Annotated in this window: 9 protein-coding genes; all 9 read right to left on the bottom strand. The window is 42.6% G+C overall.

Annotation, left to right across the window (positions count from 1 at the left end; genetic code table 11):
* Positions 1 to 902: 902 nt before the first annotated feature.
* Positions 903 to 1400, bottom strand: coding sequence for a hypothetical protein (locus tag VZT47_RS06380; protein ID WP_330224138.1), 498 nt, complete (start codon positions 1398 to 1400; stop codon positions 903 to 905).
* 642 nt (positions 1401 to 2042) lie between these two features.
* Positions 2043 to 5117 carry a type III restriction-modification system endonuclease gene (locus VZT47_RS06375; RefSeq protein WP_330224137.1) on the bottom strand — a complete coding sequence of 1025 codons (3075 nt, stop codon included), beginning with the start codon at positions 5115 to 5117 and terminating at the stop codon, positions 2043 to 2045.
* Between the two features lies 1 nt (position 5118).
* Positions 5119 to 6762, bottom strand: a complete 1644-nt coding sequence (locus tag VZT47_RS06370; protein ID WP_330224136.1) for a site-specific DNA-methyltransferase — start codon at positions 6760 to 6762, stop codon at positions 5119 to 5121.
* A gap of 58 nt (positions 6763 to 6820) precedes the next feature.
* The gene (locus VZT47_RS06365) at positions 6821 to 7147 is read right to left on the bottom strand and encodes a hypothetical protein (protein ID WP_330224135.1); all 327 of its coding nucleotides are present in this window, start codon (positions 7145 to 7147) and stop codon (positions 6821 to 6823) included.
* Positions 7148 to 7171: 24 nt separating this feature from the next.
* Entirely contained in the window at positions 7172 to 9097 is a 1926-nt protein-coding gene (locus tag VZT47_RS06360) for a site-specific DNA-methyltransferase (RefSeq protein ID WP_330224134.1), read from the bottom strand.
* Positions 9090 to 9713 carry a DUF4391 domain-containing protein gene (locus tag VZT47_RS06355; protein ID WP_330224133.1) on the bottom strand — a complete coding sequence of 208 codons (624 nt, stop codon included), beginning with the start codon at positions 9711 to 9713 and terminating at the stop codon, positions 9090 to 9092. Before VZT47_RS06355 ends, VZT47_RS06360 begins: the two co-directional genes overlap by 8 nt.
* The gene (locus VZT47_RS06350; protein WP_330224132.1) at positions 9710 to 12940 is read right to left on the bottom strand and encodes a helicase-related protein; all 3231 of its coding nucleotides are present in this window, start codon (positions 12938 to 12940) and stop codon (positions 9710 to 9712) included. The genes VZT47_RS06355 and VZT47_RS06350 overlap by 4 nt, the downstream gene beginning before the upstream one ends.
* A gap of 174 nt (positions 12941 to 13114) precedes the next feature.
* Positions 13115 to 14260 carry a 5-methylcytosine restriction system specificity protein McrC gene (locus VZT47_RS06345; RefSeq protein WP_330224131.1) on the bottom strand — a complete coding sequence of 382 codons (1146 nt, stop codon included), beginning with the start codon at positions 14258 to 14260 and terminating at the stop codon, positions 13115 to 13117.
* Positions 14253 to 16169 (bottom strand): AAA family ATPase, encoded by a 1917-nt coding sequence (locus VZT47_RS06340; RefSeq protein ID WP_330224130.1) that lies wholly within the window; start codon positions 16167 to 16169, stop codon positions 14253 to 14255. Before VZT47_RS06340 ends, VZT47_RS06345 begins: the two co-directional genes overlap by 8 nt.
* Positions 16170 to 16817: the final 648 nt, after the last annotated feature.

The raw sequence follows: 16817 nt of genomic DNA, 5'->3' as shown, positions 1-16817 counted from the left end.
GTAAATCTGATAAAATCCCCAGGCCAGGGCAACTGTATAAAAATTGACCGCATTTCTAAAAACTCGAATTCCGATTATTTGACAAAGGGTAAGATTCACGCTGCACAATTCGTATAGCAGCGCCCTTTTTATATTTTGGCTCACATCAGGGACTCACATATAAGTTCCGAGTTCCCAGAGTCCCGCCCGGCGGCCAAAGGCCGCCAGATGGTCAACCTTCCCTAGATAGGGAAGGTGTCGACGAAGTCGACGGATGGGATGACTGATGCTTGAAATCGATTCCATTTCCATCCAAATTTCCACTAACCATACGCGATTTGCGTCCCCCAACGGGGGAAGCTCCCGCGAAGCGGGTGAAGGGGGCTATCTATCGTTAGAATGCCATCTGACTCCAAAACTCCATGCGTTACGTAAAAAGAAAAGCCTTCCCTAGATAGGGAAGGTGTCGACGAAGTCGACGGATGGGATGACTGACGCTTGAAATCGAACCCATTTCCATCCAAATTTCCACTAACCATACACGATTTGCGTCCCCCAACGGGGGAAGCTCCCGCGAAGCGGGTGAAGGGGGCTGCATATGGTAAGAATGCCGGATGACTCTGCATTCCCATGCGTTACCCAATAACGCCCGCATAGAAGTTCCGGTTGCCAGACTTCCATAATAACTCGCATGGAAGTTCCGAGTTCCGAGTGGGCATCAGGGCCTATGACTTCGACTTGAATGGGAGAGGCTTTACTTCGCGTACCATTACGGTATACCGGGAATCGGGGTGGTGGCGGGCAAAAATTCAGGAAGCCCGCCTTTTATATTGGTTTCATAGAAGTTCCCTGTGTCCCGACCGGCGGCCAAAGGCTCCCTGATAGTCAACCTTCCCCGGGCAGGCAGCTGGCGGGCAGGTATTTTATTCCCTACAGGTCGGATGATCCAGAAACCATCTATCGATAATGAACTTCAGATCCTCCACTGTGCGGCCCAATTCCCAATGGATATCATCCATATCTCCGCTTTTCCTGTATGCAAGGAGGCCCAGAAGATACCGCCTTCGCAGAATATACAGATTGGCCTCCACGAAAACCGCCCTTTCCTCATCGGTGTAACGGTAATAGTCCTCCCCCAGATACTCCTCCACCAGCTTTTTGAACTCAAAAAAGCCCATCAACCGCTCCTCTTTTGTAAAATCTTTCTTCTTAAGTTCCTCAAGCAACTTTTTATTCTTGTCGTATTCTTCCCGATATTTCTCCGGAAGCGGCGGCCTGATTTCATCAAAAGTCAAACCCTCATTCATGCACAAGTCCATCCGGTTTGCCAGCCGCATACGAGCCTCCCATTCCTTCTCCCACCTGTCATACATTTCCTCATCCCTTCCCCAATGACCGTTTACAAACTTTCTGTCATCCATAGACCCTCCCCGGGAGAAGCAACTCACTTCCCGACTGTATTGTAACAAATGGATGGGACAGGAAATGTCAGTGTTTGGCCCATGGAAGCTGTCAGTTCCCAGTTCCCAGAGGTCCCATAATTACTCGCATAGAAGTTCCCAGTTCCGAGGGGGTCCCACCAGGGACTGAATTCTTTGAAACTTTGAAATAACAGTTGTCTTCGAAACTTTGCATCGTTCGGGAATCGGGAAACGGGACTCGGGGCGGTGGGCGCGCATCAGCACGGGCCGCGCGCCCTTTTATATTTCTTCCATTCAAGCTGCCAGTGATTCGACCCACATGAAAAGCCCGGAAAAGGATGGGTTACATATAAGTTCCCTGTTCCCAGTTCCCAGCGGTCCCATAATTACTCGCATAGAAGTTCCGAGTTCCGAGACTCTCTTCAGGGGCTGAAGGTGTTTAAACTTTGAAATAACAGCTTTTTTCAGCAACTTCGAATTGATCGGGACTTGGGACTCGGGGCGGTGGGCGCGCGTCAACAGTGGAAGCGCGCCCTTTTATATTTTCCTTTCTCCCCCATTAAAGTTGCCAGTTGCCAGGGATCTTTCCAAACAAAAAGCCCGAGAGTGTCATCGCACTTCCGAGCTTTTTCATTTTCCCTTTTACAATTGATTCATGATATCCATGAGATGCTGATAGGTATCGACTTCATGATAAACCACATCTTTTGAGGAAAGTTTACTGAAGAGTTTCTTTGCGCAGCTGATCTTTGCCTGTTCGATGGGTTTCAGATTCAGGCTTTCCATGGTGCCTTTTGTTTCAGCTACAAAGTAAATATGCTTGACGGTTCCTTTTTTAAAAACGATGGCCCAGTCGGGGGCGTAATTTCCTACGGGTGTGGGAATCTGGAAACCTCTAGGTAGTTTTGCATAGACGAGGACTTTTTCATCCAGGTCCATGTTTTCAGCAAATTTCCTTTCTACGGACTGTTCTGCATAGCCGTCGGTGAAGACGTAGTCCTGTACGTTCTTTTTACCCTGATAGGCTTTGGTGAAGTCTTTGTTTTTCTCAGCAGTGAAAATTTCGGAATCGTAAGTATCGTCGGTTTCGTTATAGGTAATGTCATTGACGATCATGGTAGCTTTCTGTTCATTGATGAGCCGGGACACTTTCACGATGAATTCTTCCGGATTCTCTCTGAAGAGATTGAATTTCGGCGCGGAAATCTGACCCAGAATCTTCGCCACTGTCTTTCTTGTGAGATGGGTTCCTTCCCTCACTTTACCGATAAGATCATACTCTACCTGGCTGCCTGAGATGCCGCCCACCTGGTAGGTTTTCGATTTTTCAGCCATGAAGCCGGACCCTTCTTTGACTTTATCCGTGGACCAGTCTTCTCCCTGTTTCCCTTTTGTCACTGTGTACTGGAGATGAGAGACGAAAAGGTTCTTATCGATGGATTCCACTGCTTTACGGATCAGTTCATTGCTGTCAAATTCAACGGTATAGGTATACTTGTGATTGATATAATTCCAGAGTTTCTGGAATTCTTTTCTGTAGAAATTCTCGTTCAGTTTATTTTCTTTAATGACCGGTTGATGGGCATTGCCAATCATACCTGGAATATCCACATCAGGGTTATAGACACGCTGAATCATTGGATGGATTATGGGGGCCAAATCTTTCACTACTTCAGGCAATGCGGCAAATTGCTTGTTCTGTACCGCATTCCGATACGTATCGGTGACTTTGCCATCATCATCGATATAATCATGCTTTATGAGATAGTTATAAATGACCCTGTCTTCCTTTGCGGTAATTGCATGGATTTCGCCATCGACTTCGAATCTCTTGTCCGTGAAATAGCCGATGGAAATCTTTGTCGGTCTTTCATAAAGTTCACTCTGAACTTCCTTCTGGAGGGAAGCAACGAAATCCTTATACCCTTCACTGGCGATAACGGTAAGCAGATTGACATCCTGTACGGAAGGTCCCAATACGGATTCATCCATACGGTCCCCCTGCTGATTGACGCAGATTCTTAGTCCCCGGCCTACTTCCTGCCGTTTATTGGTGGAGCTGTCCCCGCCATGTTTCAGAGTGCAGATTTGGAAGACATTCGGATTATCCCAGCCTTCCCGAAGGGCAGAATGGGAGAAAATAAAACGGACCGGATTATCCAGGGAAAGAAGTTTTTCCTTGTCTTTCAGAATGAGATCATAGGCCGATTCATCATCGGAAATATCGCTGCCCCGTCCCACATGGCTGTCCACTTTATGGCCTTTCTTATCAATGCTGAAATAGCCTGCATGGGTGGCATGGGTATCGATACCGGCCAGATATTTCAGATAAGGACGGTCTTCCGGGTTCAGATCCAGTGTCAAATTTTCGCCAAGAATACCATTGTATTCTTCCTCAAACATCTTTCCGTATTCGGAATTGACTTCTTCCCCTGCATCATTGTACTTGCGATAGTTTTCGACTTTATCAATAAAGAAAAGGGAAAGCGTCTTGATGCCTTTTCTGAAAAGTTCTCTTTCCTTTTCGAAATGGGAGCGGATGGTCTCACGGATCTGAATCCGCCGGATATCCTTTTCTGCCACATCCCCCAGAACTTCTCCTACGCTGATTTCTACACCATTGGTGAAAGTGATTTTATTCGTAAAAGGATTCACTTCATTGATGACATAACCTTTATACTGTTCCATAAATTTGGAAAGCGCATACAGGTCATCACCCACTCCGACGATTCTGGTCTCACGGTTGATGGACTTATTGTAGCTGATTTCAAACTCAAGCCTGGCCATAGGCGGCTTATCCTTTGCCAGGATGATGCCGGAGAGGAACATATATCCATCGGTCCCGCGAAGATTCTTGATTTCAAAGCCTTTGACTTCGATTCTCTTGACCAGTTTCATCTGGTAAGCGTCTACTGCATCGAGGACATAGACCAAATCATGATGTTCCTTATGGGTAGCGGAGTAATTGAGCGTGAAAAGCGGATTGAATTCCTTCAGTGATTCCTGGGTCTTGGCCCCGCCCATTTTCTGCGGTTCATCAAGGATGATAATCGGCCGGTTTGCCTGAATGACATCGATTGGACGGCGGCTGCCGAAACTATCCTGTTCCGAGCGGATAATTCTTGCTTTTTCCCCTCGGGCATTGAAAGCCTGCACATTGATGATCATGACGGAAAGGTCTGCGGAGGAGGAAAAATTATCGATATCCGTCAGATTGCCTGAATTATAGACAAAGAAACGGGCCTTTTTCCCATAATGCTCCATGAAGTGATCCTGCATGGTTTCGAAGCTTTTCCGGACCCCTTCACGAATCGCAATAGATGGGACGACCACGATAAACTTACTCCAGCCATAATGCTTGTTCAGTTCAAACATGGTCTTGATATAGACGTAGGTCTTGCCTGTACCGGTTTCCATCTCAATATCCAGAGAGCAGCGGCCCAGATGCTTTGCCAGTTTCGTCCCGGACTGCTGGATATTATTCTCCATCTGCACTTCCTGGATATTCTCCAGAAGTTCGATATCATTGAGCTCAATAGGCCGATTGGCATAAGCCGTATCATCCTCAAAAAGACTGACATCCGGCTTCTGCTTACCGATATCCATACGATACTTCAGGCCATTATGAAAAGGCTGCCCCGTAAACACGCGAACTACGCTGTTCACCGCATCGGTCTGGTACTTCTGTATGGTAAATTTAAATTTCATATCTGCCATGTCACAACACCTTTCTTATCGTCTTTGGACTATAGGTATTGAAAATTTGATCAAAATTAACGGCCACACTGTCAGTTGCCATGCTGTAATCGCGGAATACCGCATAGTATGGATGCTTTTCCGCAATTTTCTTAACCACTTCGCCTGTGATATCTTTATCAAAACATGCATAGAGATAATTGTCTGCAACCTTAAATACTTGTTTCCCTGAAATAGTAATTTTTTCTATTTTCGAAGATAAATCAATCCCTAAATCCAGCATTACCTGTATAAGTAAATCTAATGCGGTTCGATCATTTTTAATATTATCAGCCAACTCCTCAAAAAGGTTCTGATTATACTGACTTGGCATATAATAAACATTTTTCATGTTCGATGTATCTACTTTAAAACAACGGAATCCATAATCAGTATTTACACCAGTTTGGCTCCTTAAAGCTTGTCCCGCACGCTTTATACGTTCTTCTGCTATCGAACAAATATTATTTGGTAAATTTAAGCTATTTAGCAAAGATAAAGCATTTTTCGCCACTTTTTTGCTTTTTTCAGATTTAGCCTTCGAAGGATCTATTATTTCTGGAATTTGAACAAGTATATATTTAACATGTTTGCTTCTCTGTAGATTTGAAATCATTACTGCATGAGCAGTTGTACCCGATCCTGAGAAAAAATCGAAAACTATATCATCATCTTCAACCCCGCAAAACTGAATGATTTTAGCAAGAATTTCCTCGTCCTTTGGATTTTCAAATACCTTATCCCCCATAAGATTTGCTAATCTTTTAGACGCAGCACGACCGTCTTTATATATGACACTATATGGAACTGTATATTCACTATCTTTAAGATAAGACTTGAGTGTTGGCACTTTAGTCTCATCTTCTCCAAAGGCAACCTTACCTTCCTCTATCCATTTCTCTAAAGTTGTCTTACCGGTTATCCATCCACGAGATGGAATTTTCACTGGTAATTTAGTTACTGGATGAAGGATTTCATATTTCGGTCCCCCACCCCCAGGCCAAGAAATATCAGAAGGAAAATAGATGCCATTCTCATAAATACTTTTATAATGTGCATGTTCCTTAGAAGGACTTTCATCAGGAAGCTGTTTATACCATTTACGTAACTCTCTGGTCATAGTTTCATAGTCATTTTTATAGGTTTTCTTTAAAAATGCATATTCCTTGTAGATGGGTTCTAGCCCATGTTTTTTCTCTCGCCAAATTATCTTATTCTTTTTTATATAATCGATATTCTTAAAATAACAAAGAATATACTCATGTGATACAGAAATATATTTCGAATCATTTTTTCTGCCGCCGCTCCATATCATGCCGGCCACAAAATTCTTTTCTCCAAATATTTCATCACATACGTTCTTTAAAGTAGCCTGTTCATTTTCATCTATACTTATGAATATTGCTCCATCATCAGAAAGAAAATCCTTACAAATCTTTAGTCGAGGATAAATCATATTCAACCAATCTGTATGAATACGACCATTACTTTCTATATTCTCAAACATACGATAACCATTTTCATCCAATTGTCCACTGGATTGATTATATTGATCAGCATTCTGAGAAAAATCATCCTCATAAATAAAATCATGACCAGTATTATAAGGTGGATCGATATAGATCATCTTCACCTTACCCAGATAGGTTTCCCGGAGAATTTTTAAGGCATCGAGGTTATCCCCTTCAATATAAATATTCCCCGAGTCTACCCCCCCCAATTTTTCCGTCACGGCCGACTGATTTTTCTTTGATCAGACGCAGTGTCTTTGTAGTCGGAGTATTGGCCAGGTTACGGGCTTTTCTCTTGTCCGGCCAGGTAAACTGATACCGTTCCTGAAGGCCATCCACTACTGTACGATTGATTTCTTCCATGAGTACATCTTTATCGATTGCCCTAATCACATTACCATCACTATCTACAGTTTCCGTAACTGCTTCAGGAAATAAGGCCGCCAGTTTCCTGAACTTTTCATCAGCTATATCTGCTGAATGCATTTTAAGCTTATCCATCATAATCCTCACAAGATAAAATTATTAAAGTACCTTTCTGATCGTCTTCGGACTGTATGTATTGAAAATCTGGTCGAAGTTTACAGCCACACTGTCTGTTGCCATACTGTTATCCCGGAAAACAGCATAGAATGGGTGCCTTTCTGCAATCGTTTTGACCACTTCATCGGTAACATCTTTATCGAAGCAGGCCAACATATATCCATCGGCTACTGAGAAGACTTCTTTGCCTTCAATATTTGTTTTTTCTACTTTAAAAGACAATTCAATACCCAAATCTAACATAACCTGTATAAGCAAATCTTCCGGAGTTCTATCCTCTTTAATGTTATCGGCCAAACGCTCAAATAAGCTCTGATCATATTGACTTGGTATATAATAAACATTCTTCATGTTCGAAGAATCGACTTTAAAGCACCGGAACCCATAGTCTATATCCGCATTGTTCTTATTCTTAATAACATTGCCTGCACGTTTAATTCTTTCTTCTGAAATATTGCTCAGCAAATGAGGACTATGCAGACTGTCTAAAACTTGAATGGCATTTCCAAGAGTTTTTTTAGCTTTACTGGATGCCTTTTTAACTGATTCATCTAAATTCTCAGGCAGCTGCACAAGGATATACTTTAAATCAGGATAATTTTCAGATGAAAGTTTCAATACAGCCTGAGCTGTTGTCCCAGAACCTGAAAAGAAATCAAAAACAATACCACCAGAAGGAGCGCCATAACGAATCAATCTTTCAAGCAATCCTACTGATTTGGGATAATCAAATACTTTCAACCCATCAAAAAGATTCATTATTTCAGCAGTTCCATCCTTTGTCGTGCCTGCATCCAACAATAATGAACTGGGCGTCTTTTTATCCCCTTTTTCAAGACGTTCATTTAAATAAAGTTTGCGTTTAGGTGAAGAGTCATCAGTTAGCCCAAACTTTATGCGTCCATCAGCCATTAATTTCATCATGTCCTTTTGGTTGTAGCACCAAATTCTACCATTGGGCGGAAAATAATCTTTTCCTGTTTTTGGATTCCGAATCGGATACACAGTATTTCCACCAGCATGATTAGCATCCAAGGGGACAAGTTTCCAGGGGCCTCTTGGATCATTATCCGGATTAGAGTAATCGGATTCATCAATAGGATCTCCGCCAAATTTAAGTTCTAATCTGTTTTTAGAATAAATTAAAGTCTGATTATGATTCAAAGACACCTCAAAGTCATTGGATATAGATGTTCTTGATTGCCAAATTAGATTAGACACAAAATTTTGTCCACCAAAAATTTCGTCGCAAATTTTCTTAAGATTCGAAGCTTCTCCCTCATCAATTGAAATAAATATTACTCCATCATCCGTCAAAAAATCCTTTGCCAATTTCAATCTCGGATAAATCATGTTAAGCCAGTCAGTATGGTAACGCCCATTCGTTTCCATATTCTGAATTAGCCTGTTTCCGTCATCAGCATATTGTCCACTTGACTCTTTATAGTTTTCAACTTTTTTAGTGAAATCATCCTTATATATAAAATCCGTACCTGTATTATATGGTGGATCGATATAAATCATCTTTACCTTACCAAGATAAGTTTCACGAAGCAACTTCAGTGCATCCAGGTTATCCCCTTCAATATAGATATTCTCCGAGTCTGTCCCACCTGGTGTGCCATCCCGGCCGACGGATTTTTCTTTAAGAAAGCGAAGGGTTTTGGTGGTAGGCGTATTGGCCAAGTTCAAAGCTTTCCGTTTATCGGGCCAGGTGAACTGGTAACGCTGCTGATCTCCTTTGACAACGGATCTGTTAATTTCCTGCATAAGGACATCTGCATCGATGGCACGGACTATATTTCCGTCTTCATCCGTAGTTTCGGTAATAGCATCCGGAAAGAGGTCTGCCAGCTTTCTATAGTTTTCATCGGCGATATCAGATGTATGCATTTTCAGCTTATCCATGAATCAATGCCTCCAGTTCTTTTTTCTTTGCTTCCAACTTGGTATAAATTTCAAATTTCTTCTTTGGCTGTTCTTCTTTCCATACAGCCTTTTCCAGTTTATCTATGGTTTTCTTCAATTCCGTGATTTTATTCTGAAGAGCCACTTTGTCTTTCAGTGAATCTTCCTGGTGTTCCTCCGGCAAATCGGTGAGGATGATCCGCTTCATGAAGTTCTGCCAGATTTCATCAATCGAAAGGCCTTCTGCTTTCAGGTCTATTTCTTCTTCTTTCCGCCAGGGACCCGCATAGAGATGACCATAATGAATGGCCGGCTGCACTTCATCTTCATATTTCATGATAAAGAGCAGTTTATGGGGAATCCCGCGGGCCAGGGCTTCGGGTACGGAAGGCGCATAGGCTTTTGTCTTCAGGGTAATCAGAAGGATGTCGATTTCCCCTATGGTTCCTTTCTGATCCAGATGAAGGCCATCTTTACTGAGGACCCATTCCATGTATATTTCATCGATATCGGAGACAAAGCGCTTTTTTGCCGCCGCCGTAAGAGTCAGACGCTTGTAAAAAGCTTCTTTGGGGAGTTTTTTATGTACCCGAAGGGTACCGGGAAAAGAAATCATGGAATCACCACCATAAAGCAAATCAGTTCGAAATCATCAAGTCCGGAGAATCCTTTGGAAAGGAAAGTCGTAGCCCCGGTCGTAAATAAACTGTCTATATCTTCCTCTTCTTTCGCATCGATAATGGAACCGATGCCGTCTTCCAGAAGCTGGGAGATTTTTTTCATATTTCTGCCATCTTTAGTCTGTTTATTGAAAATGCGGCAGGCATCTGTATCCGGTTCTATCTTTCCTTTCGCCAGGAGCCGCATGAGGTCCAGGGTTTCTTTCGGCTGGAGATGATTCGTGATCACTTCTCCATCCATACCCACATAGACCAGGTAGAAAGGATGCAGGCGGTTCTGCTTATTGATATTCACCTTCGGATTCACATTTTTCAGGACAAAGATACAGCCCGGTTTTTCTCCATGTACCACGGTATGAATGCCATGGGGCACATGGTCGATATCCGGATGGGATTTCATGTATCCCAGAAGATCCATGCGGAAATCATTGAGTCCCAGATCCATGATGGAAATGCTGGAGGACATATCTTCCAGGTCCACCACTTCTTCCTGCAGCTTTTTCAGCTGAGCCCGGCGGTATTCCAAATCTCCTTTTTCTTCCTGATTGATAGGATCATCATCGCCAGTGGAAGTCATGACGGAAATTTTCATTTTCGTCTCGACCCTTGCTTTCAGATTGATGTATTCATCCAGGTCCAGATCAGGCCAGAAATTGACCAGCTGGATGCAGGCATTTTTACTGCCGATACGGTCGATTCGTCCGAATCTCTGAATAATGCGGACCGGATTCCAGTGAATATCGTAATTTACACAATAATCGCAGTCCTGCAGGTTTTGTCCTTCGGAAATACAGTCGGTGCCGATGAGAATATCGATATTGTTTGTATCTCCCGGACTTGTGAGGTCTCTTTCCTTTGAAATCGGGGAGAAACAGGTCAGGATGTGATTCATTTCAGGCTTGAAATTTGGAATCGTCGTCCGGCCTTCAATGGTTCCTGTAACTAAAGCCGTATTCAGGCCAAGTTTTTCTTTGGCAAAACGACTGACATGGTCATAGAGATATTCCGCAGTATCCGCAAAAGCGGTAAAGATGAGAAGCTTCTTATTTCCCGAATTGATGGGATGCTCCACTTTCTTTCGAATCAGGTCGAGCAATTCATTCAATTTATAATCGTATTCCGGTGTGATTTCTTTCACCATGGAAATAATCGGCGTCAGGTTATCCAGGTCTTCTTCGATTTCCCGCTGCCAGGAAATATAGTCCATATCCCGTAAATCGATCTGGATTTTCTTGCCCACCGTGAATAATTCTTCCTGATCATCTTCGTCATCTATGTCAGGCGTATTCGAATAATCGGTCATGGTACCCAGATTCACATTCTGTCCGGTTTCAAATTTCTTGATGATTTCGTCAGTTGCCTGGAGGTAATCATAGACTTTCTGTACCGTCAGAAGGAATGAATGGACAGAGCTTTCCATACGTTTCAGAAGATTGATGCTCATGAGACGCTGAATGCCCTGTTCACGACCTTTCTTCATATTTTCCGATTCATCCTCAGAAAGATACTTGTCCATCTTGCTGGGATGAATAAAGGCAATCGGTGTATAAATGGTCAGATGAAGCATGCTCAGCATGTCAAAGATTTCCCTGTAATTGATGGCACCGGGAAGGTTGGTCAATTTCGGGCGCAGGCTGATAGGCTTATTTCTTTTCGGGAACGTACCGATATCCGCCATATCATAGTATTTCTGAATGTGTTTCCTGGAACGGGCAATGGTTACGCTGTCCAGGATTTCGAAGAAATCAAAATCAAGCTGATTCAGGAGATTGGCCGTAGTACGCTGGCTTTCGGGCAGTTTGGACCAATTATTGTATACACTCTGGGCCCGCCGGAAGATGGTATCAATATCAGAATCAATATTCAGTTTATTATTTAAATTGTCCGCTTCTCCTTCATAGGCCAGGGCCAGCTGATTTTTCAAATCATTGAACCGGTTATTGACAGGAGTAGCAGAAAGCATGAGGACTTTCGTCTTGACTCCCGGTTTAATGACTTTATTCATGAGGCGAAGGTACCGGTTTTCTTTTTCTCCCTGTTTACTATGGGTGCCGATGCCATTTCTGAAATTATGGGATTCATCAATCACCACAAGATCATAGTTGCCCCAGTTGATACGATCCAGGGGGATATTGCAGGCCGACATTCCTGAAGTGCGGGATAAATCGGTATGATACAGTACATCGTAACGGAATCGATCTTTACTCAGAGGATTATTGACTACATTGCTCCGATAGGTCATCCAGTTATCAGACAATTTCTTCGGGCAGAGGACAAGGACATTTTTATTTCTACCTTCATAATACTTAATGACTGCCAGAGCGGAAAAAGTCTTGCCCAGACCGACGCTGTCGGCCAGAATGCAGCCATTATACTGTTCCAGTTTATTGATGATGGCCAGAACTGCATCTTTCTGGAAATTGTAAAGTTTCTTCCAGATTTCGCTATCTTTGAAACCGGTGGCTTCATTAGGCAGCACATCCTCAGAAATATCATCGAGAAATTCACTGAAAATGTTATAAAGTGTCATGAAATAAATCAGCTGGGCAGGATTCTCCTTATAGACACTGGAAATCATTTCGATGATAGAATCCGTCACATCTGTCAGCTTTTCGGAATTATTCCAGACAGAGTCAAACATCATCTGAAACGTCTGACTGATATCCCTGTCCGTCCGTACCACTGCATTCATCAGATTATTGCCACGCTCACAGCCAAGGCCTACCATAGTAAACTCTTCAAAGGGCATGTAGCAATATAAATTCTTCCCATCTTTAATCGTCATCAGCTTCGTGATGCCCTCATTGGTCTGATTCGATTTAAAGCAGGCTTTCTCCCTGATCCACTTCGCGCATTCACGACCGATGGATTTCTGTTTCAACTCATTGCGCAGACGGATTTCAAACTCCGTCCCATAGAGACTTTTCTCCCGATTGAGACGATGAATATAAAATTCCCGTTCTTCTTTCTGTGCTTTCTGCTCAATAAAAGTGGGAGAAGTATAAATAAAATTAAACTTCTCCACCTTGTCCAGCTGGGACTTCAGCTTCTCATAGGCATACATAGAAAAACAGGCCGCAGCTACAGAAACGACGCTTCCCTCTTTGATCGTCTTTTGTAAATCATCAAAAACAATTTTTGTCCTGTTATCAAATGATTCCATAAGGGACGCCCCCGTCTTCTGTGAAAACACGGCCTGCTGTATGACTTTAGCTTGATAGAGTACTTTAATATTATTTTACCATATTTGCCAGGGTAGAATTTATGAATTAAGTCATTACAACTATTCAGGTGTAAGAAAAAGCCCTCGAGACACGCTTCTCTCGAGGGTTCGTTTTCATTTAAAATATCTGTCCACCAAATCATCCAACGTTTTTCTTATTTCCACAAATTCCTTCGACAAATCCAATGCCATAATCCCTATTTCATTTCCGTCAATAGACCATGATACGGATTTTATTTCCTCTTTGCTTGTTTTTGCATACATCAGAAGGCCGGCCACTTTATGAAGGGTACGGTCTCTGGTAAGTTCCGCTTCTTTTGATTTCACATAACTAAGAATCTGGTACATATGACCCGAACGGAATTTATCCTTTTTATAGATTCCTTCTCCTTCGTTGGATCGTTTTGGGTTGTTCAGAATCTGTGCATAATATTTGGCATCGATAATAAGGACGCGGGTTTCTGCTCCTATCTTTTTCGTCAGGGTGATATCCGTTTCCATTTCCGGTACATGTTCAGGTGAATGATTTCCAAAAAGTAATGTTTCTCCCCCATCATGGACCCATTGCATCGTTTTAGCCAAAGCATCCAGATGATGATGGCGTCGGAAATAGTTTCGCAGGAAAGCTTCGTATATTTTATGCTCATTCTTTGGAGTAAATCCACGAAGGCGGTAACGACTGCCATCATTGGATAAAATGTGACATTCCAATGCGATCCGGCAGAGATTGATAAGAATCTCATAATCTCTATAGTTCCGGTCCGTCGGTATGGTTGTCCACGGAATGGCCGAGGGATTGATCAGGTCTACTTCTGAGAAATAGGGTAACAGTTTTTTCAGATCTGCTTTTTTGCTATCCAACTCGGCTTTTTCCATACTGGCAAGATCATCACCCGTGTGCAGGAGTTCATAGATTGTGGTTTTAATAATCTGGTTCTGCAGGTTGTTTTCAGAAAGGTCTTCATGATAGACGGACAATTTCTGCTGATGACGGGCCATCAGACGGATGGAACCATAGGCATCGATTCGTCCGCGGGGTGAAGCCATATCCTCCTGTTCTTCCCGATATTTCCGATAAAGCCCACGTTTCAGCTGCTTATTCAGTATGTTGTAAATCAGGTATGCAAGAATCGTCCAGGGATGATCAAATTCTTCATCGGAAAGTTTCTGATTATTCCACTGTTTTTCCTTTCCATACATAAGAGAATAAGCAAGCATGATGAAGACATTCCTGATAGGAATTCCTTTGTCTTCAATCATTTGAGTCTCCTGTTACAGTTTCCCCCGCCGGAACTGTCTGTTCCTGTCCAGATTCTGTTGATGATGTACCATCAATTCCATTTTTCAATTTTTGTACTTCTGCTTCAGCTTTACCTGTTTCATCAAACCAGTATTCATCAAGCAATGGGGCAATTTCAAAGTCTACAATTTCATTGGCCAATGCTTCCGGATCTATATCTTTCTTTTCATCTTCATCTTTGACGAAATAGCTGTGGCCAATATAGAAACCTTTTCCCAGGGAATCATCTGTCAGGATTTTTTCCTTGTTCAGTTTGTTGACTGCATCAATCAGGCGGAGTAATGGCTGCGGATCCTTACCTTCAGGCCAGCCGGTTTTGACATTTTCAATAAATTTTTCATTTTCCAGTTGCGGTTCCATGGTAATGAAAGCAAATCTGCGGCGGAGAGCATAATCGATAATGGCCAGACTGCGATCGGCCGTATTCATTGTACCGATGAGATATACATTATCCGGCACAAAGAAAGACTTTTCTCCCTTCCTGCGATAAGCCAAAGTTACTTCTGTATTTCTATATTTGGACTCGATGCACATCATGAGTTCGCCAAAAATCTTGCTCAAATTTCCGCGATTGATTTCGTCAATAATCAGGAAATATTTCTCATCTGGCTTCTTTTTAGCGTCATTACACAGGTCGAGGAAAATCCCATCTTCCAGTTTGAATTTTCCATCCTCCGTTGGCTGATAGCCACGAATGAAATTTTCATATGTATAGCTCTGATGGAACTGAATCTGCCGGATATGGGAATCATCTTCCTTTCCCATCATTACATAAGCCAGTTTTTTGGCTGCAAAAGTCTTTCCCACACCGGGCGGGCCCTGGAGGATGATATTATTCTTGTGTTTCAGGACAGAAAGAATAGCTTTGAGCTGCTTTTTATCCATAAAAACGTCATGGACAAAATCATTTTCATCGTAGGAATCAGAATCTATCTCCGGACCATGATGTCCCTGTCCGCCAAGACCACCTGGTGGGGGCGTCTGAACCGATTGATTAGTAAACAATTTATCATGTGTGCCATAAAAGTAGCCAATATCCTGAACAAGCATATGATGTTTCGGATCTTCATAGTAAATACCCGGATCGGATTCATTTTTCTTTTTAATGGCATTATTTACCATTTGAATCAACTGTTCATCTTTACTGATTCCCTTGCAAAGCTTATCGTAAAAAACAGCAGCATCTAAATACGTTTTTCCATTCCCATTACTTTTAATATCGGGCCCCGCATCCAAGTATTGAACCAATTGATTTAATGGAATTATTACTTTACTTTCTTTTTCTACTCCATCAACCATCTCAGTTACTTTGTACTGGTACAGATCACGTTTGTAAGCATAATATTTTTCAGGATATCTGAGAATCAGATACATTGAAATAACACGCAGGTTCTGGTTAAATCCGCTTGTATTTTTCTCTGGATCCCTACTCCTCTCTTCGTCCAGCATTGCATTAACATTTTCTCGAAAATCATCAATGCGTTTGTCAATCTCATCATTTTCATTAAAAAGATTTTTAAACTGAGCCTGTATTTCCTTTGCTCTACCTTTTTCAATCAGATATGTAAGTCCTTTCCAGGGACGATCAAATGATGAAATATCCAATTTAAAGCTCGTATCATTAAACCCTTTGGGCATGGCTTTATCGAACATAGTCCCAAAATCATCTGTGTCTACATTCCAATTTTTCTGAAAAATATTGACTGCCTTCCACTTATCATTTTCATTATCCCACCAGACGCCTACATCCTGTTCATGGCTTTTAAAATGCTGTTTGTATACATCCAGTATCGTTTTCAGTTTTCCCTCATCAATTGGCATGCGCATCGTCCTTTCCTGCAAATTAATTCTGAACGGTTTTCGTTTCATTTTCTTATATTAAATATATCATGAAATCAGAGATTATTCCCTTGCCCAAAAGAGAAACACCAAAATATGCGTACAGCTTTCACAGTCCACCAGGGGACGGAAATGGAATTTCTTATGGGATTTCCGGGAACCGGTAAGTTTTATGGGGGTCCAAATATAAAAAAGGCGCGGCCTTCTGCTGTTGCCGCGCCACCGCCCCGAGTCCCAATTCCCGAATCCCGATCGATGCGAAGTTTCGAAGACAGCTGAAAATGCAAAGCTGCAAAGAATCCAGCCCCTGATGGGACACTCGGAACCCAGAACTTCCATGCGAGCCCCGGATGGGCTCCGGGAACCGGGAACTTCTATGCGAGGAATTATGGGAAATATAAAAAGGCGGCACTATATGAATTGTGTGCCGCCACCTTCCCGAGTCCCGATTCCCGAACGACCTACAGTTTCGAAGACAGCTGAGAACTCAAAGTTTCAACACTTACAGCCCCTGATGGGAGTCTGGAAACCGGGAACTTCTATGCGAGCGTTATTGCGTAACGCATGGAGTTTTGGAGTCAGATGGCATTCTAACGATAGATAGCCCCCTTCACCCGCTACGCGGGAGCTTCCCCCGTTGGGGGACGCGAATCACATATGGTTAGTGGAAATTTGGAT

It is taken from the genome of Dialister sp., assembly GCF_036343215.1.
Classification (GTDB): domain Bacteria; phylum Bacillota; class Negativicutes; order Veillonellales; family Dialisteraceae; genus Dialister.
This window is presented reverse-complemented; position numbering and strand designations above follow the sequence as displayed.

Excerpts from the sequence above, each read along its gene's own strand:
- VZT47_RS06380 (WP_330224138.1), bottom strand. The coding sequence starts at position 1,400 with ATGGATGACAGAAAGTTTGTAAACGGTCATTGGGGAAGGGATGAGGAA.
- VZT47_RS06375 (WP_330224137.1), bottom strand. The coding sequence starts at position 5,117 with ATGGCAGATATGAAATTTAAATTTACCATACAGAAGTACCAGACCGAT.
- VZT47_RS06370 (WP_330224136.1), bottom strand. The coding sequence starts at position 6,762 with ATGATCTATATCGATCCACCTTATAATACTGGTCATGATTTTATTTAT.
- VZT47_RS06365 (WP_330224135.1), bottom strand. The coding sequence starts at position 7,147 with ATGGATAAGCTTAAAATGCATTCAGCAGATATAGCTGATGAAAAGTTC.
- VZT47_RS06360 (WP_330224134.1), bottom strand. The coding sequence starts at position 9,097 with ATGGATAAGCTGAAAATGCATACATCTGATATCGCCGATGAAAACTAT.
- VZT47_RS06355 (WP_330224133.1), bottom strand. The coding sequence starts at position 9,713 with ATGATTTCTTTTCCCGGTACCCTTCGGGTACATAAAAAACTCCCCAAA.
- VZT47_RS06350 (WP_330224132.1), bottom strand. The coding sequence starts at position 12,940 with ATGGAATCATTTGATAACAGGACAAAAATTGTTTTTGATGATTTACAA.
- VZT47_RS06345 (WP_330224131.1), bottom strand. The coding sequence starts at position 14,260 with ATGATTGAAGACAAAGGAATTCCTATCAGGAATGTCTTCATCATGCTT.
- VZT47_RS06340 (WP_330224130.1), bottom strand. The coding sequence starts at position 16,169 with ATGAAACGAAAACCGTTCAGAATTAATTTGCAGGAAAGGACGATGCGC.